Raw genomic sequence first — 23808 nt, forward strand, 5'->3', positions numbered from 1 at the left:
GGCTTCAGTAAGGGACGCACGATGCGAGGGTTTCCCCCCCTTGCGGGGGAGGGTTAGGGAGAGGGGTAGCCACGCAGGGACCGCCCGTGTGGACCCCCTTCCCCAACCCCTCCCCGCAAGGGGGAGGGGAGCCCTACCAGCGTGCTCTCCTCACTACTTCATCGACACCAGCGAGAAGTCGATGAACCAGCTCTTCGGCTGCACCACGCCGGTCACCTTCGGGCTCATCGCGCGGGGGCCGACGTCGTGGGCGACATAGAGGAAGGCGGCATCGTCAACCGAGGCCGCGTGCAGCTCGGCGAGTGCGGCGTCACGCGCGGCGGGATCGAAGGTCTGGCGCGCTTTCTTCACCAGCTCGTCGAACTTGGGATTGTTGATGAAACCCCAATTGTTCGAGACCGGCGGCGCCATGCCCGATTGCAGGAAGCGCACCAGCGCGAAGAACGGATCCATCGCCGCATAGGTCACGTTGGTCGCATGCGAACCGTTCGCCGACGGATCCTTGGCGCCGCGGCGCCAGTTGGTGAACAACGTATTCCATTCGATGACGTCGAGCTGCACATCGAAATAGCATTCGGCAAGGGCCTGCTGGAGATACTCGTTCATCGGCAAGGGCTGCATCTGGCCCGAACCCGAGGCGGAGGTCTGGGTCTTGACCGTCAGCTTCTTGTTGGGACCGAAGCCGGCTTCCTGCATCAGCTTTTGCGCAGCTGCCTTGTCGTACTTGATCTCGAAGCTCGGCTTGCCGCGCCAGGGGTGGCCGGGCTCGAAAGTGCCGGTCGCCGGCACCATCAGGCCCGCGAGCAGGCCGTCCTTGAGGCCCTCGCGATCGACGCAGAGGTTCGCGGCCTTGCGCACGCGGATGTCGTTCCAGGGCGAACCCTCGACGCGCGAGAACTGCCAGGGCCAGACATGCGGCTGCTCGTTGGCGTAGAGCTTGAAGCCACGCTGCTTCAGCTCGGGCAGTGCGTCCGGCGCCGGCGCCTCGACCCAATCGACCTGCCCGGAGAGCAGCGCCGCGGTGCGCGCGTTGGCTTCCGGCATCGGCAACAGCACCATCTTGTCAACCTTGGGCACGCGCGCCTTGTCCCAATAGCTCGCGTTCTTGACGAGCTCGAGCCGCTCGCGCGGCGTGAAGCTCGCCATCTTCCACGGGCCAGTGCCCGCGGCATCCTTGGCGAACGCAGTCCAGGCGGCCTGCGACTTGGCCTTGGCGTCGGCGCCTTCCGCCTTGTCGTAGAAGTGCTGCCACTTCGCCGGGCTCGCCATGAAGAGGTTAGTGAGATTGATCGGCAGGAAGCTGTCGGGCTCCTTGGTCGTGAGCTCGACCGTCATGTCGTCGATCTTCCTCGCGGAGGCCAGCGTCGGCATGCGCGAGGCCGTGACGCCGACCTGGCTGGCGTCGAACTGCGGCGCATCCTGCTTCAGCACCTTCTCGACGTTCCACACCACCGCATCCGCGTTGAACGGGGAGCCATCATGGAAGGTGACGCCGGGGCGCAGCTTGAACACCCACTTGGTCTTGTCGGCATCGTCGACCTTCCACTCGGTGGCAAGGCCGGGAATGACGACGCTCGCCTTCTCGGCCGAGGACAGGTCCCAGCCGGTGAGCGCGTCATACATGGTGAGGCCGGTGAAGCGGTTGCCTTCAAAGCCCTGATCGGGCTGGCCCAATGTGCGCGGAATATCGGCAGCGGTCATGCCGATGCGCAGCACGGTGTCGGCGCTGACCTGACGCGGCCATGCAGCCGCCGTCGCTAGAGCGAGCACTGCGATCAATGCCGCGCGCGTGTTCTTCTTAGTAAGCATCGCCTCAATCCTTTTCCGGCTTCGATGACTATTTTTGATGCAATCGTATGCAATGGCTATGCCAAAGAGAAACTTATTCTGCGATTTGGCCCTGCGACGACAAGTCCTTGTAGGTCGCAGGCGGGTCCACGCGCCGCGCTGCCTATTCTGGCATCAAGATTGCAAGTTCGGTCTCGAAATCCCCTGGGAGCTCTGGGCCATGCGTTTTCGTCTATCGATTTGTCTCGCCGTGCTTGCACTGGCGTTGTCCGCAATCCCGGCGCGCGCCGAAACCGTGGTGCGCTACGGCATCTCGATGGCGGACATTCCGCTCACCACCGGTCAGCCCGATCGCGGCGCCGGCGCCTATCAGTTCACGGCCTACACGATCTACGATCCCCTGGTGGCCTGGGAAATGGACGTCGCCGACCGGCCCGGCAAGCTGGTGCCGGGGCTCGCGACCGAGTGGAAGGTGGATGACGCCGACAAGACCAAATGGCGCTTCGCGCTTCGTAAAGGGGTGAAGTTTCACGACGGCAGCGAGTTCAACGCCGACGCGGTGATCTGGAATCTCGACAAGGTGCTCAACGACAAGGCGCCGCAGTTCGACAAGCGGCAGAGCGCGCAGGTGAAGACCCGCCTGCCTTCGGTCGCCAGCTACGCCAAGATCGACGAGTTCACCGTGGAGATCACCACCAAGACGGTCGACTCGTTCTTTCCCTATCAGATGCTGTGGTTCCTGGTCTCCAGCCCCACGCAATACGAGAAGCTCGGCAAGGATTGGGACAAATTCGCGAGCCAGCCCTCCGGCACCGGCCCGTTCAAGCTGACGAAGTTGGTGCCGCGCGAGCTTGCAGAACTCAGCAAGAATCCGGACTACTGGAACAAGAAGCGCATTCCGAAGGCCGACAAGATCGTGCTGGTGCCGATGCCGGAAGCGCTGACCCGCACCAATGCGCTGCTGGCAGGGCAAGTCGACCTGATCGAGACGCCGGCGCCGGATGCCGTGCCGCAGCTGAAAGCCGCCGGCATGAAGCTCGTCGACAACGTCACACCGCATGTCTGGAATTATCATCTGAGCGTGCTGCCGGGCTCGCCCTGGACCGACGTCCGCTTGCGCAAGGCGCTGAACCTCGCGATTGATCGCGACGCCGTGGTCGGCTTGATGAACGGGCTGGCCAAACCCGCCAAAGGCCAAGTCGATCCGTCCAGCCCGTGGTTCGGCAAGCCCGGCTTCGAGCTGAAATATGATCCGGCCGCAGCGAAGAAGCTGGTGGAGGAGGCCGGCTACTCCAAGGCGAAGCCGTTGAAGGCCACTTTCATCATCGCACAGGGCGGCACCGGCCAGATGCTGTCGCTGCCGATGAACGAATTCCTGCAGCAGAGCTTTAAAGAGATCGGCATCGACATCGACTTCAAGGTGGTCGAGCTCGAGACATTGTATACGCATTGGCGCAAGGGCGCGGCCGACGAGATCAACGCCGGCATCACCGCCAACAACATCGCCTATGTCACCTCGGACCCGCTCTACGCCATCGTGCGCTTCTTTCATTCGGGCCAGATCGCGCCGGTCGGCGTCAACTGGGGCGGCTACAAGAACCCGAAGGTGGATGCGCTGATCGACGAGGCCAAGCAGACGTTCGATAGCGCCAAACAGGACGAGCTGCTGGCACAGGCACACGCGCTGATCGTGGACGATGCCACGCTGGTCTGGGTCGTCCACGACACCAACCCGCACGCGCTGTCGCCGAAGATCAAGCAGTTCGTGCAGGCGCAGCACTGGTTTCAGGATTTGACGACGATCGGGATGGAGTGAGGCGGCGACAGCGGTGTCGTAGGGTGGGCAAAGCGAAGCGTGCCCACCACCTCGGCATTGCGGAGTAAGATCGTGGGCACGGCGCTAACGCGCCTTTGCCTAGCCTACGAGAGTTGATGGACGTCGCTGGCGTTTGAGCCAAGCTGCCGTATCAACCACCACTGGCGTCCCGGGCAAGCGCCAGCGCAGACCCGGGATCCATAACCACAGGGAGTCGTTTGACGAAGACTCGTGGTTGCCAATCTCGCGCGGCAACCACTCCCTGGGGTTATGGGTCCCCGCATTCGCGGAGACGACAGCGAGTTTGAGGCGCTGGCAACGCAAACAACGCCTCCCCACTACTTCGTCAGCAGCGCATACGCCCCGCTCCAACCCTCCGGCGGCGGGTTGAGCTGGAAATCCCTGATCCTCGCCTCATAGAGCCTGAACAGCTTTTCCAGCGTGTCGGCGTCTTCGCTGCGGCGGCCGCGTTCGATCGCATCGAGTGCGCCCTGCCAGTCGCGGCTGCGGTAGCAGCCGAGCATCTCGATGGTGATGTTGCGCAGGCGCTGGAAAGCGCCCGACTGCATCACGTCCTCGCGCCCGGCGATGGCGTAGATCACTTCCGGCTCGGTCTTGCCCTTGACCATGATGAAGTCGAGCTCGAGGATCGCGAACTTGTCCTTGGCGGCAAGCGCGGTCCTGGATCCCACGATGATCGGGAAGCCGTATTCCTTCGACTGGCCTTCCAGGCGCGAAGCCAAATTCACGCTGTCGCCGAGCACCGAATAATTCTTCTTCAGGTCCGAGCCCATGTTGCCGACCACGCCGATGCCGGTGTTGAGGCCGATGCCGACATTGAGCGGAATGTAGACATGACCGCCGTCGGCGGCTTCCTGCTCGCGCTCCTTGTTGACCGCGTCGATCTGCTCCAGCATCTGGATCGCGGCCTCGCAGGCGTTGAGCTGGTGCTCGGCATCGTCGAGCGGCGCATTCCAGAACGCCATGATGGCGTCGCCCATGTATTTGTCGATGTAGCCCTTCCGCTCGATGATCACGTCGGTGAGCGGCGTCAGGAAGCGGTTCATCAACGCAATCAGGCCTTGCGGGTCGTGCTTGTAGCTCTCCGAGATCGTGGTGAAGCCGCGCACGTCCGAGAACATGATCGTCATCTCGCGCTCTTCGCCGCCGAGCACCAGCTTTTCCGGCGACTGCGCCAGCTGCTCGACCAGAACCGGCGACATGTATTGCGCGAACTGCCCGCGGATCTGCACGCGCTGGCGCTGCTCGCGCACGAAGCTCGCGAAGATCAGCGTCAGATAGACCGCCGTGGTCGAGAGCAGCGGATAGGTGAAATCGATCAGGTAGCGGTACTGCGCGTAGAAGAACCAGGACACGCCGACCAGGATGGCCGCGAAGGTCGCACCCGCGAGCACCAGGCGCACCGGCCCGAGGTTCGGCGTGAAGATGATCACGAGCAGGCCGATGACGAGCGCAGCCAGCAACTCGACGCCGAGCGCATAGTTCGGCTGCGAAATCACCGCGCCGCTCAGCACGCTCTCCAGCACCTGGGCGTGGATCTCGACCCCCGGCATGGCCCGCGAGACCGGCGTGGTCTTGATGTCGTTCAATCCGCCCGCGGAGGTGCCAACCAGCACCAGCTTGCCCGCGATCCTGGAGGGCGGCAGACTGTTGTCGAGCACGTCGACCGCGGAAACGTAGATCGAAGGATCGCGGCGGGCATAGTGCACCCAGAGCTGACCGTTCTTGTCGGTCGGAACTTCCACGCCCTTGAGGCGGATCGACCTGATACCAGCCTTGTCCGTGCGGACCAGCAAGGTCGGCGTTCCCGTGACGACGCGCAGGATCTCGAGGCTGAGCGAAGGCATGATGTTGCCCTGGGCGCGCATGATCATCGGCACGCGGCGGATCAATCCGTCACGCTCGGTCCGGATCGAGAACAGCCCGCGACCGGCCGCGATCTTCTCGATGATCGGCACGTTGCGGAGCAGGCCGGGGAATTCGAACAGGAAGCGCTCGGCGCCCTCCTCCCCGAGCGTGGCCACGCCCGTGAACGGAAGTGATTTGTCGAGTTCGGACAAGACCTCCGGAAGCCCGGTCTCGCCCAGCACGACGCGCGAGCGCTTGATCGCGTCGGCGAGGACCTGGTCGTTGCTCGGCAGCTCGCGCAGCTTGGCGCGGGTGGCGTCGTCCAGATAACGCATCTGGCTCGCGACCAGATCCGGGTTGAGCCGGTCGGGCTCCGAGAACACCACGTCGAAGCCGATCGCCACCGCGCCGCTATTGGTGAGGTTCTGGATCAGGTCGGCGATGCGCGTGCGCGGCCACGGCCATTGTCCGAGCCTGGCGAGGCTCTTGTCGTCGATGTCGACGATGACGACCGGCCGCGATGCCTTGTGGCGCGGGTCGATCAGCTGGAACATGTCGAAGGTGCGCAGCCGCAATTCCTGGATCGGCAGCGGATCCCACAGGCGCGCGCCGGCGAATATGACCAGCAGCGCAAGGCACATCAGCCGCGCAAAGCCCAGCTTCCGTGCAAACCACCGCCGCAGGATCTTGAGACGTTTCATGCTGGTGGAATATCACGCATTGACGATCAATGGCAGCGCCGATCGCAGATGCCGACGATCGACGCGCCCAAGCGTCAGGAATGAACGATGAAGTCGCTCGTCTGGAGGCTGGCGCCCTTCACCAGGATGGTATTCGCCGCATCGAGCGTGATCAGCGTGTCCGTCCCCGACGCGGCCACGTGCTGAGCCATCCAGTCGGAAACGCTGGAGGTTGTCACGACGGTCGACAGGTCGATGTGGTCCTGATTGTGCGTGAAATCCAGAATGATGTCGTGATTCGAATGGGCCGTGAACACGAACTGGTCCTGATAGCCGGTCCCGAACAGCACATCCTTGCCCTCCGTGCTGGCGAGAGTCACCGGGCCCTGTTCGGTCAGGTTGAAGATCAGGTTCACCGTATCGGCCGCACCATGGCTGTCGGCCACGGTGATCACGACCTTGTCCGTCGCAGGCGCGCTCTGGCTCGGCTCGGTGTAGGCCAATCCCTGGAGTGCCGAATTGACGCTCGCCAAGGTATCGGACGTCGGCAGAGGGTCCACATAAGTGCCGGAATCCGCCACCGCACTGAGCGTGAAGATCTCATCGGTCGCAGCGTCGGCGTCAGTGACCGTGATGCCGTGAACGAAGACCTGGACACCTTCTTGCGTAACGCTGATCTGATCGACGTCGATCACCGGAGCGACGTTCTCCTCGTTCGCGCCCGTCACCTCGACCGTGAGCGTGGCCGTTCCGGTTGCACCGTGCACATCCGTAGTCTGGACCGTGAAGATATCCGCGTAGGAGCCGTCGGCCAGCGCGTTGATCGCGGCGGCGTTCGGAACGTAGCTGTAGCTGCCATCGGGATTGACCGTCAGCGTCCCGTAGAGTCCGCCAGCTGTCGTCGCCGCGTGGTGATCCGCATTGATGACGGCATAGGTCAGCGTCGCCGTCTCGCCGGTGTCGACATCGCTGCCCGCCAACGTCCCGGTCAGATCGCAGAAAGTGTCGGCAGCAGGCGTGTCCGAGAGCGGACCGATGTGGATATCTGCGAGCGTCGGCGCGTCGTTGCTGCCGGCGATGTTGACGGTGACGACTGCACCGGTGCCCGCGCCGACACCATCGGCCGGAACGATCGTGTATTGCAGCGACAGCGTTTGGCCGGCGCCGAGGAAATCGAACGCCTGCCCGTGCGAATTGAAGTTCCAGGTGAACTGCGTATGAGTCGCGGTGCCGTCGAGGATGTCGCCCGAGGGGACAGTGAGATCCGCCAGAAGGTCGGCATTCGACAGCCCGCCGACGCTGTCCGTTTGCAGCACGCCGTTGAGATAGGCCCGCACCTGGCTGACCGACACCGTAACGTGATCGGTCGCATCGACGTCGGAAACCGTCAGCACGCCGTGAGTGTCCAGCCCCTCATTGGTTTCCTTGAGGTCGGCAAGGTCGATGTCGAGGCTTTGGGCGGGGTTGACCGAATTGGCGACCGTGTTGCCGCTGCCGCCGCCCAGCTGATAGTACGCGGCCAGATCCGTCTCGTGGCCGCTGAGCGCGGTGAAATCGATCGACTGGATCTGAACCTGGGTCAGCGCGTCGGTCCAGACGCTGACGTCGGCGATCGAGCCGAAGAAGCCTTCCGAGCCAAAGCCCGCCGCACCCGGCTCGCTCGCGCCGCCGATCATCATGTAAGAGTGCGACGGATTGGACGGGCTGCCGTCGATCGGGTTGACCGACCATGCCTGCGAATATTCGAGATGGCCGTCGAGATAGAGCGAGAAGGTGCCGTTCTCGCGGGTCAGCGCGATGTTGTGCCACTGTGACGCGGCGATTGCCACGCCGGTATCGGCGATCTGGACGCCGCCCGCGAGGATCTGCAGCTCCATCGTGCCGTTGGCATTGACCGTGCCGAGCAGGCCAAAGCCCGTCGTCGAGGTGTTGCCGTTGTAGAACAGGATCTGGCCGTGACCAGCCTCGGCGCCGCCGTTCCAGTTCACCCGGCCGTCCAGCGTCACGTCATCAGTGGCGACCGTCGGCGCGGCGCCGACCGCGATGGTGTGGCCGTCGAAGCGCATGTCGTCCGACGTGGCGTAGGAGACGGTCGGCGCATCGTTGGTGCCGGTGATGGTGACGGTGACGTCCTGGCTGATCTTGCCGCCATGCTGGTCGTCGAACGTCACGGTGTAGACCTGGGTGATCGTCTGCCCTTCCGCGAGCGACTGCAGCACGGGATCGTTGTTGTCGAGCGTGAAGTGCCAGCCCAACGTCGCACCGTTGTTACCGTCAGTGCTGGATTCGGACACCGCATCGATCGTGAAGGTGCCGATATGCGAGCCGGTCCCGAAGCCCGGCAGGTTCGAGCTGACCGACGAAGATTTGAACGACCACGCCGCCGTGTGGGTGTCGGTCAGGTCCAAATCCTGGATCGCCAGGGTGCCGTCGGCTGTGAGCGAGGCGCTCTCATCCTCGGTCACCGCGCCCGTCGCTGCGGCGGCATCGCTCGTGATCGTCGGTGCATCATTGACGCCGGTGATCGTGACGGTGACGTCCTCGCTGACGGTACCGCCATGATGATCGTCGAACGTAACGGTATAGACCTGCGTGATGGTCTGGCCCTGCGCCAGCGACTGCAGCATTGCATTGCCGTTGTCGAGGCTGAAGTGCCAACCCAGCGTCGCGCCATTGCTCGTGTCGGAGTTGTACTCGAGCACCGACTGATCGATCGTGAACGTACCGATGTGCGTGCTGTCGGCATCGAAGCCCGGCAGAGCCGAGCTGATGGACGACGACTTGAACACCGCCTGCGCCGCATGGGTATCGATCAGGTCGAGATCCTGGATAGCCAGCGTACCGCCGATCGACAGCGTCAGGTCCGCGTCCTCGACGACATGACCTGTCGCCGCCGCGGCACCGCTGGTGACTGTCGGCGCGTCGTTCTTGCCGGTGATGACGACTGTGACGTCCCGGGTGACCGTCCCACCGTGATGGTCGTCGATCCTGACAGTATAGACCTGCGTGATGGTCTGCCCTTCAGCCAGCGACTGGAGCACCGGGTCGTTGTCGTCGAGCGTGAAGGTCCAGCCCACTGACCCGCGGGAGCTGGCGCCCGGGCTTTCATTCACTGAGCCGAGGCTGAACGTGCCGATATGCGACGTGCCGTCGCTGAAGCCGGGCAGATGCGCGCTCGAACTCGTCGACTTCAGCGAAAAACTCGCGCTGTGCGTATCCGTGAGATCAGGGTCGTTGAAGGCGATGATCCCGTTGGCGGCGAGCGTGGCCGCCGTGTCCTCGGTCACCGCACCGGTCGGGATGGTGTCGTCCTCGACGATCGTCGGCACGTCGTTGGTGCCCTCGACATTGACGTCCGCACCGTTGATCGACACCGTGATCGGGGTGCTGACGACGCCGCCGTGTCCGTCGTCGACCTGCACCACGTAATTGAGCGTCAGTTTCTCGCCCTTGGCGAGGAAATCGAACAGATGGTCGGGAACGCTGTAGGTCCAGGTGGCCAAGCCGTTGTTGCCGTTCCCTGCGCCCTGTACCACGGTCAGCGGCACCTCGACGGCGGCGATCGCCGCGAGTTGCTGCGGCGTCAGCGTCGACGTGATATCGTTGCCTTCGGCATCGAGATATTTGAACGGCTGCGTGGACGAGAGCGCGGCATTCACGATCGGCCGGTCCGTCAGGTCGACGTCGGTGAAGGTGACGGTGCCTGTGATCGTATCCAGAGTCTCGTTGCCGGTCCCGACCTTCTCGATGACAGTTCCGCCTGACGTCGCGACGGTGGGCTTGTCGTTCGTGCCCGTGACCGTAATGGTGATCGGGATGAGCTTCGACTCTGGGCTGACTGAGAAATTGGTGTCGACGCGGACCATGTAGGTCAGCGTCAGCGTTTCGCCGGCGGCGAGGAAGTCGAAGACTTTGTCCGGGATCGTGTAAGTCCAGACCGCCGAGCCGTTGTTTTCGTTGGCAGCGTCGGGGGCGACGTTGATCTGGATCTGCGTCGCCGCGATGTCCTGCTTCTGGAGCGCCGAGAGCGAGCCGGTGACGTCGTGCTGGCCGGCGTCCTTGTAGACGTAGTTCGGCGCTTCGGCGAGGCTGACGCTCACCGTCGGTCGGTCGCCGAGGTTCTGATCGACGAATCTGATCAGGCCGGAAATCGTATCGGAATGCGTGTCGCCGGTCGCGTCAGCACGCTCGGTCAGCGCGAACGCCGTCTTCACGTTGCCGCCGGCGTCGAAGCTTTGCACAATCGGCTGGCCGGGGATACGCACGATGGGCGGCGCGGACGTGCTGGGCGCCTCCGATCCCTGCGGATTGAGATTGACGAATGTCGCGGTCGCGACGGCGCCGCCCCCCGACTTGAACACCACCTCCAGACCCATCGGCGTGAGCGTGTCGGTGAAGTTCGTGGTCAGCTTGGTGTTGGTGTTGTTGTCGGTGAACTTCAGCGTGAACACGTCCGTGATCAGCTTCTGCACGTCCGGCGACATCAGCGCATTGGAGATCGAGACGTTGCCGCCGCTGATCTGGATCATCTGGCCGGCCTGGTTGACCGTCGCGATCGGCAGCAGCGTGACCTTGTCGAACAGGATATAGGAGCCCGTCGTGCCGTTCGGCTCGACCAGCACCTGGAAGCTCGCCTGCGGCTGCGGATCGCCGCCACCGGCGGGAACGACGAAGTTGATCTGGGTCAGCACGGCGGTGCCGCGGATGCCCATGGTGGCAACCGGCGTATCGATCTTCATGTCGCCGTGCTTGGCGGTCTCGCCGGCGACGAAGGTGATGGTGCCGGCAACCAGGCTGAGCAGCGAGGAATTGCTCGACCCGTTGGGGTCGTAGACCATCTCGTTCAGCACCATCCGCGCATTCGAGGACAGGCCGAATACGGTGCCGTCGATGAAGGTGATGCCGAGCGTGGAATCCGCGCCGGTCGAGACCACGTCACCCTTCTCGACGTTGTCGCCGTTGTTCAGGATGACCGAGACGCCGTTGCGGATCGCGGTCGCGCTGCCCACGAGCTTGGTGACATGGCCGATGACCTGGGCTGCGGCCGCGCCGCCGGGGGCGGCTTGAGCGACCTGGACATGGCCCGTAAGCGCGTTGACGATTTCGCCGGTGAGATGGGCGCCGTCGGGCGAGGCGAGCGCGGCGCGCTTGTCGCCCCTGAAATAATCGTGAACGACGAACTCGTGCCCCTCGTGGGACAGCACGAGATCAAGACCCGCGCGCTTGAACTCGGCGTTGAAGATCAGGTTGGGGTCGGGAACAACGAACGCGCCCTCGGGCACGTGGCCATGCGCCTTCGCCGTAAAGGAATCGACATGAGCGCCGCCGGCGGGCGAGCGGGAACCCTGGCCGTCCAAGGAAATCGCGGCGTCAAATTGGCCAGCGTAGTTCAACCGGGCACCGTAAAAAGGGTTAAAATTTAAGTAAGTATCGACCGCCTAAGCTTGCATAGCATTAGCAAGTCCTTAGCGATACCATCTATTGCTTGTGTGATTTCGCATCACTTGGCCCCAGGAGGCCCCACGGCTTGGCGCCGCTACAGAGAAGCGAAAGTAATCTTTCAAATATTCTGAAGTCGAATTCGGCCTGTTTCCACGCATTTCCAGTCATCCAAAGTAATCTGCCGCATAGCGACCGAACAGATACTTGCGTCATCTTTCCTTCGCGAGGTCCCGCGGCATCCTGCGGCAAATACGGAGTTAAATCTGTGACCTAACTAACAGAACCCCATGAAATAGGGGGGCGTTAGCTATAGGACCCAGATTCGGCACTCCCCACAACCTGTGTCTGCAATTGGCTCCATTTCGCGGCAGCCGAACACCTCCTAGCCGGCGAATCGTAAAATTTTACGCAATTTGGGCAGGTCCATTTCAGGCTGTTCCCCGGTTTTGGAACCCCAGCCGGGCGCGTTAAGCAGAACAAAACGGCCCGTCTCGCACTATCTCCGCGAAAGCAACAAAGCCCGGCACGTTCAGGTCGAGGGGGATCTGGCGAAGCTTGGGAAGGGGATGTCAGATGGAGACCGCTGCTCGCTCGCGCGCCTGGCGCGCAATCCTTGTCCTGTGCGGATTGGTCCTGCTCGGATCAGCCGCTGAGCTTCGCGCCGGCACGCTGCTGTCGCCGGGCGCAGGTCTTCTCGTGCGCAAATCCGCCGAGCCGTTCGGCGTGTTCGCCTTCGCCATCTCCGCCGGCAGCCTGCAACAGAAATGGCTCGCGCTGAAGGACAAGCTCGACGGCGACATGGTGCAGCTCGCGCTATGCGATGGTGACCGGGACAATTGCGCTTCGCCCGCGGCCCTGAAGCTGCTCGCCATCGTCGACCAGGCCCGCGCCCGCGACGGCCGCGCACGGCTCGGCGAGACCAACCGCGCCATCAACCTTGCCATTCGGGCCGCCAATGACGGCATCGACGACGTCTGGAGCTCGCCGCTAGCGACCTTCGCGCGCGGCGCCGGCGACTGCGAGGACTATGCCATCGCCAAGCTGGCCGCGCTGCGGCTGGCGGGCGTTGCGCCTGAGGACCTCCGCATCCTCGTGGTGCGCGACGTCAGGGCCGGCGAGGAGCACGCGGTTGTCGCAGCGCGTCTCGACGGCCACTGGCTGATGCTCGACAACCGCCGCATGGCAATGGTCGAGGACGACGCTGCGCGGAGCTACCAGCCGCTGTTCGCGCTCCATCAGTCGGCCGTGATGAAATATGTCGACGAACCGATGCAGGTCTCGATGGCGGCCGCCGAGGCACGTTGATCTATCTTGTAGCCCGGACGGAGCGCAGCGCAATCCGGGATTCCCACCACTAAAGCCGGTCCCGTATTGCGCTGCGCTCCATCCGGGCTACGAACCTCCGTTCACCAAAAGCCCATTCCACCACGCGATCCGGGCGGCTAGCATGGCCACGGCTTTGCGGGGGCGACTGGAATGCGGTTCATCGTGCTGACTGTGATTGCGCTGCTGCCGCTCGCCTCACCCGCGTCAGCGCAGTCCGACCGCTCCATCGCCGATCAGCTGCCGCTGTTCGCCAAGAACAACTGCCAGCAGATTCGCGACCCCGGCAATCAATTGTTCTGCGGCGATGCCACGCTCGCCGCCGCCGCCGAGAAGCTTAACATCGCGATCGAGGCGCGGCTCGCCCGCCTGCCCGATCGCCTGCCTGCGATCGAAGAGAACGCGATCTGGATCCGCCAGCGCAATCTCGGCTGCGGCATCGTCGGCCAGACCGCGATCCGTCCCGGCGATTTCGAGCGGGTGAGGGCGTGCCTGCTCAAGGTGACCGAGGAGCGCGCCGCGATCGTGCGCGATCCGGATTTCGACTGTCTGGCGGCCAACACCGCGGCGGGCGCGGTGATCTGTGCGGACCCGTCGCTGGCGCTCGCCGAAACCGAGCTCAATGGCCAGGTGCTCGGCCTGATCGGCAGACTGGACCCGACCGCGGCGCGCTTTGCCTTCGCCGAATATGGCAGGTGGACACGAGAGCGCGATCGCAAATGCAATCTGGTCGGCAAAGAGAACGTACCGCTCCAGGAGCTCGAATCCGCAGAGGATTGTCTCGCCGACCATTTGAAGCACAAAGCCGACGAGATCCGCGCAGCGAAGGGCGACCCCAAAAAGGTGTTCGGCCGGCAGGTCGCGGCCCGCATCCCCGACACCGACGCGGTCGACTTCTGCGCGGCGCGGATCCATGCGGCCAATTCGTGCGGCAGCTTCCTCCGCATCAACCGCGTCTACGCGCTCGACAGCCAGGTGACCGAGCAGGAGGCGCAGGTCACCGCCGAAATCGAGATGGCGGTGCTGGCGCCCTTCACCATGTGCAGCAAGGTTGCATCCAGCTGCACCGGCACCTGCTGGGACGCCAGGACGGGTCTTCCGCAGCCCAGCGCCGCCAACAAGGAGCGTTCGGCAGAAGCCTTCAACGTGACGCGTCGCCTGAGGATCCAGCGCACTTTTGCGTTCGTCAAAGCCGCCGACGGCTGGCGCTGCAGGGAGGACGAACTGGCCCCGGTGAATTCGGGGACGGCGAGCGGGGGATCGTAGGTGCTTCTTCCTGCTCCCCTTGTGGGAGAAGGTGGCGCGCGCGAGCGCGACGGATGAGGGGTTCTTTCACACGCTAGACTATTCGTGAGGATAGAGACCCCTCACCCGGCTCGACGCTACGCGGCGAGCCACCCTCTCCCACAAGGGGAGAGGGTGCACTGAACTCGCCGCGAGAGAGTCCGCATCAAAACATCAGATTGTCCTTCACCAGGACCCAACGGCCGTTCTTCACCTGCTGCACCTGGGTGACCGTGGTGGCGAGATGGTTGGTCTTCGAGAACACGGTCGGCGGCGAATTGAAGATATCCTGGAACTTGTCGCCGGACTCCAGCGCGTCGAGCATCTTCTGGCCAGTGAGATCCTTGCCAGCCTTGTTGGCATAATGCGCGAACGTCATCACCGCATTGTAGCCGATGATCGCCTGAGTGTTGGCGTCGGCGTTGAACATCTTCTTGTAATTGACGAGCCAGTCCTTCACCTTTCCCTTCGCGGTGTCTTCGTAGGGAATTTCGAAGTTCGAAGCGGCATACAAGCCTTCCACCACTTCCTTGCCGAGCGCCGGCACTTCGAGCACGTTGACGGGCGTGGCACCGAGGAAGGTGACCTCCCAGCCGAGCTTCCTGGCCTCGGTCATGGTGCCGATAGGCTCACGGAGGACCGCGCCGAGCACGACGAGGTCGCAGCCGTCGGACTTCATCTTGGCGACCTGCGCCGAGAAGTCGGAGGCGCCGCGCTTGTAGCTCGTGATCGAGGCCGGCTGCACCTTCATGGCGGCGAGCTGCTGGTTAAAGCCATCGAGCACGTTTTTTCCGTACTCGTCATCCTGATGCATGATGCACGGCTTCTTGAAGTTCTTTGCCTCAATCATGTATTTGAGCGCTGCGCGCGTGCTCTCGACATAGGGCAGGAGGTTGTTGAACTTCAGCCGCTCCTGCGGCTTGGCCGCATCGAACTTGAAGGTGAACTCGGCCGCCGTCAGCGGGAAGAGCTGAAGCACGCCGGCGTCGAGCAGGATATCCTGCGCAGCGAGCACGGTCGGCGATCCCATTGGTCCCACCATCGCGAAAATCTTGTCGCGCTCGATCAGCTTTTGCGAAGCCAGCACGGCTTTCTTCGGATCGTAGCCGCTATCCTCGACGACAAGCTTGATCTTGCGACCCTGGACACCGCCCGCCGCGTTGATCTCTTCGACCGCCATCTTCATGCCGTTGGAGACCGGCACGCCCCAGCCCTTGATCGGCCCCGACAGGTCCTGATGCGTGCCGATGACGATCTCGGATGCCGAGATGCCCTCATTGGTGACCTTGGTTTGAGCGGTGGCCGGCAGACAGGTCAGCGCAAGGGCGCTCACCGCCAGGCCCAGCGCCTTCAGCGATTTCGACATTGCAGTCTCCTCCTTCAGTGGCCCGTGTTGAGCGAAGGATCGGGCCTCTCAAGCCTTCGCCATTTTCTCAAATCCATCTCGCTTGAGCATGATCCTCCGGATCATGCTCAAGCGACCGCGCGCTGGAGATACATCGCCTCGATCTCGGCGGCGTAGCGCTTGTTCACGAAGCCGCGTTTCAGCTTCATGGTCGGCGTCAGCTCCTCGTCCTCCGGGGTGAGCTGGCGCTCGATCAGGTAGAACTTCTTGATGGTCTCAACGCGGGCAAAATTGCCGTTGACCTGCTCGATCTCGCGCCCGATCAGATCCTGGATCTCCGTCGCCCGGCACAGGCTCGCATAATTGGTGAAGGGAATGTCGTGGTCCTGGGCGAATTTCTCGACGTTCTCCTGGTCGATCATGACGAGGCAGGTCAGATACGGCCGCTTGTCGCCGATCACGACCGCATCGGAGATGTAGGGCGAGAACTTGAGCTGGTTCTCGATCTCGGACGGCGTGACGTTCTTGCCGCCGGAGGTGATGATGATGTCCTTCATCCGGTCGGTGATCCGGACGAAGCCCTCGTTGTCGATGGTGCCGACGTCGCCGGTGTGCAGCCAGCCGCGAGAATCGATGGTCTCGGCGGTCTTCTCCGGCTGGTTCAGGTAGCCCATGAACAGGAAGTCGCCCTTGATCAGGATCTCGCCGTCGGGCGACAGCGCAACTTCGCCCCAGGACACGGCGGTGCCGACCGAGCCGAGCTTGATCCGCGTCGCCGGCATCATGGTGGCGACGCCGCAATTCTCGGTCTGGCCGTAGAGCTCGTGCATGTCGATGCCGAGCGCGAGATACCAGCGGATCAGCTCCGGCGCGATTGGCGCTGCGCCGGTGAACGCGACGCGGCAGCGATCGAGTCCGATCATGCGGCGGATGTTGCGGAATGCGAGCCGGTAGGCGATCCGGCTTCCGAGGCGCAGCGACAGCGGGGGCGGCTTGCCCTCGATCCGGTAATCGACCATGCGATAGCCGATGCCGATGGCGCGGCGATAGACCCATTGCTGGAGCGGGGTCGCATCCTTCAGCGCGATGGTGATGGCGGAGTAGAATTTTTCCCAGATGCGGGGGACCGCGAGGAAGATGGTCGGCTGCACCTCGCGCAAATTGTCCGGCACGGTTTCCGGGCTCTCGGCGAAATTCATCACCGAGCCGAGCGCGACCGAGATGTAGTAGCCGCCGATGCGCTCGGCGACGTGGCACAGCGGCAGGAAGATCAGCCTGTCCTCGTCCTCTTGCGCCGGGATGAAGTCATTGGCGTGACGCATCTGGTGCGTGACGCTGCGGTTGGCGTGCATCGCGCCCTTGGGCGGACCGGTGGTGCCGGACGTATAGACCAGGATGGCGAGATCGCCGGCGCTGCGGCTATCGATCATCTCCTGCCACAGCGCCTCGCGGCCGACCATGTGATTGCGGCCGAGCGCGCGAAACTCGTCGAGCGACATCACCATGTCGTCGGAGAAGCCGCTGAGGCCCTCCATGTCGAACACGATGATCTTCTGCAGGCTCGCGCAGCGCGCGCGGCAGGCGAGGATCTTGTCGAGCTGCTCCTCGTCCTCGGCGAAGATCACCTTCGTCCGGGAATCGTTGACGAGATATTCGACCTGGGACGACGCATCGGTCGGGTAGATGCCCGAAGCGACGCCGCCGGCGCACAGGATGCCCATGTCGGCATGGACCCATTCCGGCACGGCGTTGGCGATGATCGAGGCGACATCGCCGGGCATGAAGCCGGTCGCATGAAGCGCGTAGGCGATCTCTTTCGATATCGCCAGCCATTCGCGCCAGCTTGTCGGCTGCCAGATGCCGAATTTCTTCTCGCGGATGGCCGGCCGATCGCCCCGCGTCTCCGCAGCGCACAAGAAGCTCTTCGCGATCGTATCAGCGACCGTCAGCACCGCCGGTCGGGCCATGCACGTCTCCTCCTTGTCGCCTGCCTCCGCTGCCTGCCTTGCCGGCGGTCTATGTCTTACGGATGGGCTCGTCCATTTAACGCCAAGTCTGCCCCTAACGCCACGTCTTCTTCTTTTTCCAGCGCCGCTCGCCTCGCGCGCCCGCTTCCTTGGCGCCAAGGTAGAACTCCTGAATGTCCTGGGAATGCATCAAGCGGTCGCAGGTGTCGTTCATCACGATGCGGCCGATCTCCAGCACGTAGCCGTAATGCGCCGTCTCCAGCGCCACCTTGGCGTTCTGCTCGACCAGCAGGATCGACATGCCCTGCTCCTCGTTGACGCGGCGGATGATGGTGAAGATCTCCTTCACCAGCAGCGGCGACAGGCCGAGCGAGGGTTCGTCGAGCAGCAGCAGCGTCGGACGGTTCATCAGGGCGCGTCCGATCGCGAGCATCTGCTGCTCGCCGCCGGAGAGCTGGCCGGCTGGCTGGTTGATGCGCTCCTTCAGCCGCGGAAAGTAACCATAGACGCGTTCGAGATCCTCCGCGACGCCGTCACGGTCCTTGCGCGGATAGGCCCCCATCATCAGGTTCTCGCGCACCGAGAGGAACGGGAACACTTCGCGCCCCTCCGGCACGTGGCTGAGGCCCAGCCGCACGATCCGGTCGGCCTCCATGCGCTGGATCGGCTTGCCCAGGAATTCGATCGAGCCCTTCTGTGGGTCGAGAATGCCGGAGATGGTCTTCAGCACCGTGGTCTTGCCGGCGCCATTGGCCCCCAGCAGGGTGACGATGCGGCCGCGCGGCACCTCCAGTGAGATGCCGCGGATCGCCATGATCGGCCCGTAATAGCTCTCGATGTTGGAGAGTTTCAAGATGATCTCGGGCGTGACAGCGGCATCCATGCGTCAGGCTCCCAGATACGCGGCGACGACGTCGGGGTGCTGCTGCACTTCAGCGGGCGAACCCATCGCCAGCACCCTTCCATAATTCAGCGCGATGACGCGATCGGAGACGCGGTTGACCAGCGACATGTCGTGCTCGACCATCAGCACGGTGATGCCGAGCTCGCTCCTCATGTCGCGGATCCAGAACGACATGTCGTCGGTCTCCTCGACATTGAGGCCGGACGACGGCTCGTCGAGCAGGATCAGCTTCGGCTCCGAGCACAGCGCGCGCGCGAGCTCGATCACCTTGCGCACGCCGTAAGGCAGGCCGGAGATCAGCTTGTCGCGATAGGGCTCGAGATCGAGGAACTCGATGACCTGCTCGACCCGGCGGCGATGCACTTTCTCGTTGGCGCGCACGCTGGGCAGGAACAGCAGCTCCTGCCAGAGCTGCGTGGTCGAATGGCGGTGACGGCCGACCAGGAGATTGGAGAGGACGGTCGCGTTCTCGAACAGCTCGATGTTCTGGAAGGTGCGCGCGATGCCGAGCTTGGCGATGTCGTAGGGCGGCTCTTCGGTGATGTCCTGGTCCTCGAAGAAGATGCGGCCCGAGGTCGGCCGGTAGATCCGCGAGATCAGGTTGAAGATCGAGCTCTTGCCGGCACCGTTCGGCCCGATGATCGAGAGGATCTCGCCATTCTCGACCGCGAACGAGACCGCGTCGACGGCCTTGAGGCCCCCGAAATGCAGCGACAAATTCTCGGCGCGGAAGTAGCTCATCGGTTCCGCTCCGACTTCACGTAGATCTTCTGCCGCTTGAAGGTCGCGCGCTTGTAGAGCGGGAACAGCTGGAAGAACAGCTTGATCTTGAGCCAGCGGCCGTAGAGCCCGAGCGGCTCGAACAGCACGAACAGCACGATGATGATGCCGTAGATCGCGCCCTTGAGGCCGTTGAGCGAGGCGAAGGCCGCGACCTTGGACTGGATGCTGGCCGCAGTCGCCGTGCCCGCCCCAAACGTTGCGGCGATACCGGCGATCATGCCGGGCATGTCGTCCTTCAGGTACGTCAGGAATGGATCGATCATCACGATGAAGATCGCCCCCAGTACCGCGCCGTGCAGGCTGAAGGTGCCGCCGATCAGGATCACGATGATGAACTCGATCGAGAGCTGCAGCGTGAACATCTCCGGCGAGATGAAGGAGAGCTTGTGCGCGAACAGCACGCCGGCAAAGCCGGTGATCGCCGCCGAGATCGCAAACGACTTCACCTTGTAGAGCGCGACGTTGACGCCCATGCTGCGCGCCGCCGTCTCAGAGTCGCGGATCGCGACGAAGGCACGTCCCGTCGGCGAGCGCAGCAGATTGAGCGTGCCGACGATGGTCAGCACCAGCACGGCGAGGCAGAGGAAATAGAAGGTCGGGCTGTCGCGCGGGACGGTGACGCCGAAGAGCGACAGTGTCTTGACCCGCATGCCCTCGTTGCCGTTCGTGACGCTTTCCCAGCGCGCCAGGATCTCCTCGACGATCAGGGCAAAGGAGATGGTGGCGATGACGAGGTAGATGCCGGTCAGGCGCAGGGCGGGAAAGCCGACCATCGCGCCGATGATTCCGGTCAGACCTCCGGCGGCGAGGAAATAGATCGGGAACGGCACGTTGTATTTCTGCAAGTAAGCCGCCGTGTAGGCCCCGATGGCGAGGAATGCGGCGTGGCCGAGCGAGGCCTGGCCGGTAAAGCCGGTCAGGATCAGCAGCGCGACGCCGACGATCGCATAGATGCAGACGAAGACGAGCTGGCTCATCAGATAACTGGAGAGCACATAGGGCGCGATCAACAGCAGCGCGAGCAGGATGCCGTACGAGACCAGATAGCCCGAATGCGGGAACAGCTTGATGTCGTCCTCATAGTCGGTCTTGAACAGGAAGCGCATGCGTTCAGACCTTCTTGCGGACGTGGTGGCCGAACAGACCTTCCGGCTTCAACAGCAGCACGGCGAGCAGCACGAGGTACGGCGCGACATCCTTCCAGCCTTCGGGCAGGTAGAAGCCGGCCATGCTCTCGATCACGCCGATCAGGACGCCGCCGACCACGGCGCCCGGGATCGAACCGAAGCCGCCGAGGACCGCGGCGGGAAACGCCTTCAGGCCGAGCACGAGGCCGACATTGGAATGGATGAAGGTGATCGGCGCCAGCAGCACGCCGGCGCAGGTCGCGACCGCCGCGCTGATCGCCCAGACGATCGACACCACGCGCTTGACCGGGATGCCCATGTAGTAGGCCGCGAGCATGTTCTCGGAACTGGCGCGCATCGCCGTGCCGAGCGTGGTCTTGTTGAAGAAGAGATAGAGCAGCGTGCACAGGATCATCGTCGCCGCGATCACCGAGAGCTTGTCGTAGGCGAGCACCAGCGAGCCGATGCGGAGCACGCCCTGGCTGAACGGGGTCTCGATCTTCAGATCATCGGTGCCCCAGATCATGCCGGCGACCGAGCGCAGGAAATAGCCGAGGCCGATGGTGGCCATGATGATGGAGAATTGCGGATAGCCGAGGATCGGCCGCACCACCACCCGTTCCGCCAGCATGCCGAACAGCGCCATCGCGGCCACCGCACCGGCAAAGCCGATCCAGTAGTTCAGGCCCATCATGCCGATGAAGGTGAAGGCGAAGAAGCCGCCGAGCATCATCAGATCGCCCTGGGCGAAATTGACGACCTCGGTGGCCTTGTAGACGAGCACGAACCCGAGCGCGATCAGGCCGTAGACGCAGCCGAGCGCAACACCGCTGACCAGCTGCTGAACGAAATCCAGCATCGCCGCGCATCCTCCCGATGCAACCGGCGGTTCTTCCCGACCGCCTTGCCGCATCTTGTGTCCAGTCGCTACGCAGTCGTTTCGCTGCGTTAGCGCCATTTGTCCGGAACCAATTCAGCCTGAACCGCTCCTTACTGTCAACAAACGGTGACTTGCCATTAGTCGAAACCGGATGGCGGAATTTGTAGGCCGTAGATTCACGGTGCCGAAATATCTTGGGATCATGGTCGCGCGCGATGCAAAACCGGATAGTGTGGCCGTCATGAAGCGGGACAAGTCGGCGCTGGAAGTCCTGGGGTTAACGAAGCGTTTTGACCGTCTGGCGGTCGACAGCCTCGATCTCACCATCCACGCCGGCGAATTCTATGCGCTTGTCGGCCCCAACGGCGCCGGCAAGACCACCACTTTGCGCATGGTTGCGGGCCTGCTGCGCCCCGATGCCGGCGCGGTCTCGATCTTCGGCATCGATGCGCTCGAAAATCCCGTCGCCGCCAAGCAGGTGATGGCGTGGGTCTCCGACGAGCCCATGATCTACGACAAGCTGACCCCGCTCGAATATCTCGAATTCGTCGCCGGCCTCTGGGGCATCGCGCCGTCGGTCTCGGAGCCGGTCGCGCAGGACCTGCTCGGCTCGCTCGGCCTGGAGCCGCACCGGCACGAGCGCTGCGAAGGCTTTTCCAAGGGCATGCGCCAGAAGGTCGCGCTCGCCGGCGCGTTGGTGCACGATCCCCGCCTCATCATTCTCGACGAGCCGCTGACCGGGCTGGACGCCGTTTCCGCACGCCACGTGAAGGGCCTGCTCAGCGAGCGTGTCCGCGCCGGCTGCACCGTCATCATGACCACGCATATTCTCGAAGTCGCCGAGCGCATGGCCGACCGCATCGGCGTGATCGCGGCGGGTCGCCTGGTGGCCGAAGGCACGCTGACCGAGCTGCGCCAGCAGAACGGCCATGCCGATACCAGCCTGGAGGATCTCTTCATCGCGCTGGTGACGCTTCCGGAAGCCGCATGAGCTCGGCAACCGCGCTCTCCTGGTTTGCACGCCACGAGCTCCGGCTCGCCTGGCGCGAATGGTTCGCCATGATGACCGGCGGACGACGCAAGCGGGCGCGCGCCGCAATCATCGGTCTACTCTGCTTCGCCGCGCTGCTGCATCTGCCGGCCTGGGCGGTGATCGGCCGTTTCGCCGATCTGCAGCTGCCGCTCGACAAATCCTCGCTGATCGTGATCTCGGCGACGATCTTTCTCGCCTGGACCTTGATGCTGTCGCAGGCGATCGAATCGGTGACGCGGGTGTTCTACGCCCGCGCCGATCTCGACCTGATCATGTCCTCACCGGCGACGCTGGCCAATCTGTTCTCGGTCCGCATCGCCGCGATCGCGCTGACCGTCACCGTGATCGCGCTGCTGTTCTCGACGCCGTTCATCGATGTGCTCGTGATCGGCGGCGGCGCGCGCTGGCTCAGCGCATTCGGGGTGGTCGTCGCCATGGGCCTGTCGGCCGCGGCGGTGGCGATCGCCGTCACCATCCTGTTGTTTCGCCTGATCGGCCCGGCGCGGACGCGCCTGATTGCCCAGATCCTCGCCGCGATCATCGGCGCCGGCTTCGTGATCGCGCTCCAGGTCGCCGCGATCGTGTCCTACGGCACGCTGTCGCGCTTCACCATCCTGACCTCAGGCAGCGTGGCCGCCCATGCTCCCGATGTCGACAGCATCTGGTGGTGGCCGGCACGGGCGGCGATGGGCGACAGCGAAGCGCTGCTGCCGCTCCTGGCGCTCGCTTTGGTGCTGCTCGGAAGCGTCATGGCGATCTTCTCGCACCGCTTTGCCGACACGGCGATCGATGCCGCGGCTTACGGCAGCTCCGGCAGCGAGCGCGCGAAGGAGCGTCCCTTCCGCGGCGGGTCGCGGCAGCAGGCGCTGCGGCGCAAGGAATTCTCGCTGCTCTGGCGCGATCCCTGGCTGATCTCGCAGACCCTGATGCAGCTGCTCTATCTGGTGCCGCCGGCGCTGCTGCTCTGGCGCAGTTTCGCCGACAGCTCCGCGGCGCTGACGCTGATCACGCCTGTGATCGTGATGGCGGCCGGACAGCTTGCCGGCGGGCTGGCCTGGCTGACGATCTCGGGCGAGGACGCCCCCGACCTGGTCGCGACTGCGCCGCTGACGCCATCCGCCGTCGTCCGCGCCAAGATCGAGGTGGTGCTGATCGCGATCGCCGTCATCTTCTGCCCGCTGATCGGCGCACTGGCCTTCGCCGCACCGATCCAGGCTGCCGTGAGTGCCGGCGCGATCATCCTCAGCGCGGCCTCCGCGACCGCGATCCAGCTGTGGTTCCGGGTGCAGGCCCGGCGCAGCCAATTCCGGCGCCGCCAGACCTCGTCACGGCTCGCGACCTTCGCCGAAGCGTTCTCCTCGATCGGCTGGGCCGCGACGGCGGCATTGCTGCTTGCACTCCCCATCGCCGGCCTCACCAGCGGTCTGATCACCGCGAGCCTCGTTGCGATCACCTGGAAGTTCAGCCCAAGGCGGGACTGAAGGCGGGACTGATAGCCGGAGTGAGAGGTGCGACACTGACGCGCTGTTGATCGCAGCCCATTGGCCCCGCGCCGCAATGCACGCTA

General features: G+C 63.8%; 14 protein-coding genes. 5 read left to right on the forward strand and 9 right to left on the reverse strand.

The window, feature by feature from the left end:
* Window positions 1-153 precede the first annotated feature (153 nt).
* On the reverse strand, window positions 154-1809 hold the full coding sequence (locus tag AABA84_RS26565) for an ABC transporter substrate-binding protein (protein ID WP_212245824.1): 1656 nt from the start codon (window positions 1807-1809) through the stop codon (window positions 154-156).
* A 199-nt stretch (window positions 1810-2008) separates the two neighbouring features.
* Here AABA84_RS26565 and AABA84_RS26570 point away from each other — a divergent pair, with 199 nt between their 5' ends.
* Entirely contained in the window at window positions 2009-3604 is a 1596-nt protein-coding gene (locus AABA84_RS26570; protein ID WP_338313651.1) for an ABC transporter substrate-binding protein, read from the forward strand.
* Between the two features lie 338 nt (window positions 3605-3942).
* Here the strand turns inward: AABA84_RS26570 and AABA84_RS26575 are convergent, their stop codons facing one another.
* Both AABA84_RS26575 and AABA84_RS26580 read right to left on the reverse strand, forming a co-directional pair.
* Entirely contained in the window at window positions 3943-6174 is a 2232-nt protein-coding gene (locus AABA84_RS26575) for a CHASE2 domain-containing protein (RefSeq protein WP_338305739.1), read from the reverse strand.
* 74 nt (window positions 6175-6248) lie between these two features.
* Window positions 6249-11510: a VCBS domain-containing protein gene (locus AABA84_RS26580; protein ID WP_338313652.1), complete on the reverse strand. Its 5262-nt coding sequence runs from the start codon at window positions 11508-11510 to the stop codon at window positions 6249-6251.
* Window positions 11511-12168: 658 nt separating this feature from the next.
* Between AABA84_RS26580 and AABA84_RS26585 the strand changes: the two genes are divergently transcribed.
* Window positions 12169-12900 carry a transglutaminase-like cysteine peptidase gene (locus AABA84_RS26585; RefSeq protein WP_212245832.1) on the forward strand — a complete coding sequence of 244 codons (732 nt, stop codon included), beginning with the start codon at window positions 12169-12171 and terminating at the stop codon, window positions 12898-12900.
* Between the two features lie 171 nt (window positions 12901-13071).
* The gene (locus AABA84_RS26590; protein ID WP_338313653.1) at window positions 13072-14184 is read left to right on the forward strand and encodes a lysozyme inhibitor LprI family protein; all 1113 of its coding nucleotides are present in this window, start codon (window positions 13072-13074) and stop codon (window positions 14182-14184) included.
* 184 nt (window positions 14185-14368) lie between these two features.
* On the opposite strand, the gene AABA84_RS26595 is transcribed toward AABA84_RS26590, so the two are convergent.
* The 6 genes from AABA84_RS26595 to AABA84_RS26620 form a co-directional block, all read right to left on the reverse strand.
* The gene (locus tag AABA84_RS26595) at window positions 14369-15568 is read right to left on the reverse strand and encodes an ABC transporter substrate-binding protein (protein WP_212245856.1); all 1200 of its coding nucleotides are present in this window, start codon (window positions 15566-15568) and stop codon (window positions 14369-14371) included.
* Window positions 15569-15675: 107 nt separating this feature from the next.
* Window positions 15676-17514 (reverse strand): AMP-dependent synthetase/ligase, encoded by a 1839-nt coding sequence (locus tag AABA84_RS26600; RefSeq protein WP_338313654.1) that lies wholly within the window; start codon window positions 17512-17514, stop codon window positions 15676-15678.
* Window positions 17515-17608: 94 nt separating this feature from the next.
* Entirely contained in the window at window positions 17609-18397 is a 789-nt protein-coding gene (locus AABA84_RS26605; RefSeq protein ID WP_091955832.1) for an ABC transporter ATP-binding protein, read from the reverse strand.
* Window positions 18398-18400: 3 nt separating this feature from the next.
* Window positions 18401-19159 (reverse strand): ABC transporter ATP-binding protein, encoded by a 759-nt coding sequence (locus tag AABA84_RS26610; protein WP_212245860.1) that lies wholly within the window; start codon window positions 19157-19159, stop codon window positions 18401-18403.
* Window positions 19156-20307 carry a branched-chain amino acid ABC transporter permease gene (locus AABA84_RS26615; RefSeq protein WP_212245862.1) on the reverse strand — a complete coding sequence of 384 codons (1152 nt, stop codon included), beginning with the start codon at window positions 20305-20307 and terminating at the stop codon, window positions 19156-19158. Before AABA84_RS26615 ends, AABA84_RS26610 begins: the two co-directional genes overlap by 4 nt.
* A gap of 4 nt (window positions 20308-20311) precedes the next feature.
* Window positions 20312-21187, reverse strand: coding sequence for a branched-chain amino acid ABC transporter permease (locus AABA84_RS26620; protein WP_018321344.1), 876 nt, complete (start codon window positions 21185-21187; stop codon window positions 20312-20314).
* A 262-nt stretch (window positions 21188-21449) separates the two neighbouring features.
* On the opposite strand from AABA84_RS26620, the gene AABA84_RS26625 reads away from it, so the two are divergent.
* Entirely contained in the window at window positions 21450-22199 is a 750-nt protein-coding gene (locus AABA84_RS26625; RefSeq protein WP_338313668.1) for an ABC transporter ATP-binding protein, read from the forward strand.
* Window positions 22196-23722, forward strand: coding sequence for a permease (locus tag AABA84_RS26630; RefSeq protein ID WP_338313655.1), 1527 nt, complete (start codon window positions 22196-22198; stop codon window positions 23720-23722). The genes AABA84_RS26625 and AABA84_RS26630 overlap by 4 nt, the downstream gene beginning before the upstream one ends.
* Window positions 23723-23808: the final 86 nt, after the last annotated feature.

The organism is Bradyrhizobium sp. TM239 (assembly GCF_036247985.1).
GTDB lineage: Bacteria > Pseudomonadota > Alphaproteobacteria > Rhizobiales > Xanthobacteraceae > Bradyrhizobium > Bradyrhizobium ottawaense.

Bases quoted from the DNA above. Each gene is read 5' to 3' on its own strand.
- AABA84_RS26565 (WP_212245824.1), bottom strand. From the start codon at position 1,809: ATGCTTACTAAGAAGAACACGCGCGCGGCATTGATCGCAGTGCTCGCT.
- AABA84_RS26570 (WP_338313651.1), top strand. From the start codon at position 2,009: ATGCGTTTTCGTCTATCGATTTGTCTCGCCGTGCTTGCACTGGCGTTG.
- AABA84_RS26575 (WP_338305739.1), bottom strand. From the start codon at position 6,174: ATGAAACGTCTCAAGATCCTGCGGCGGTGGTTTGCACGGAAGCTGGGC.
- AABA84_RS26585 (WP_212245832.1), top strand. From the start codon at position 12,169: ATGGAGACCGCTGCTCGCTCGCGCGCCTGGCGCGCAATCCTTGTCCTG.
- AABA84_RS26590 (WP_338313653.1), top strand. From the start codon at position 13,072: ATGCGGTTCATCGTGCTGACTGTGATTGCGCTGCTGCCGCTCGCCTCA.
- AABA84_RS26595 (WP_212245856.1), bottom strand. From the start codon at position 15,568: ATGTCGAAATCGCTGAAGGCGCTGGGCCTGGCGGTGAGCGCCCTTGCG.
- AABA84_RS26600 (WP_338313654.1), bottom strand. From the start codon at position 17,514: ATGGCCCGACCGGCGGTGCTGACGGTCGCTGATACGATCGCGAAGAGC.
- AABA84_RS26605 (WP_091955832.1), bottom strand. From the start codon at position 18,397: ATGGATGCCGCTGTCACGCCCGAGATCATCTTGAAACTCTCCAACATC.
- AABA84_RS26610 (WP_212245860.1), bottom strand. From the start codon at position 19,159: ATGAGCTACTTCCGCGCCGAGAATTTGTCGCTGCATTTCGGGGGCCTC.
- AABA84_RS26615 (WP_212245862.1), bottom strand. From the start codon at position 20,307: ATGCGCTTCCTGTTCAAGACCGACTATGAGGACGACATCAAGCTGTTC.
- AABA84_RS26620 (WP_018321344.1), bottom strand. From the start codon at position 21,187: ATGCTGGATTTCGTTCAGCAGCTGGTCAGCGGTGTTGCGCTCGGCTGC.
- AABA84_RS26625 (WP_338313668.1), top strand. From the start codon at position 21,450: ATGAAGCGGGACAAGTCGGCGCTGGAAGTCCTGGGGTTAACGAAGCGT.
- AABA84_RS26630 (WP_338313655.1), top strand. From the start codon at position 22,196: ATGAGCTCGGCAACCGCGCTCTCCTGGTTTGCACGCCACGAGCTCCGG.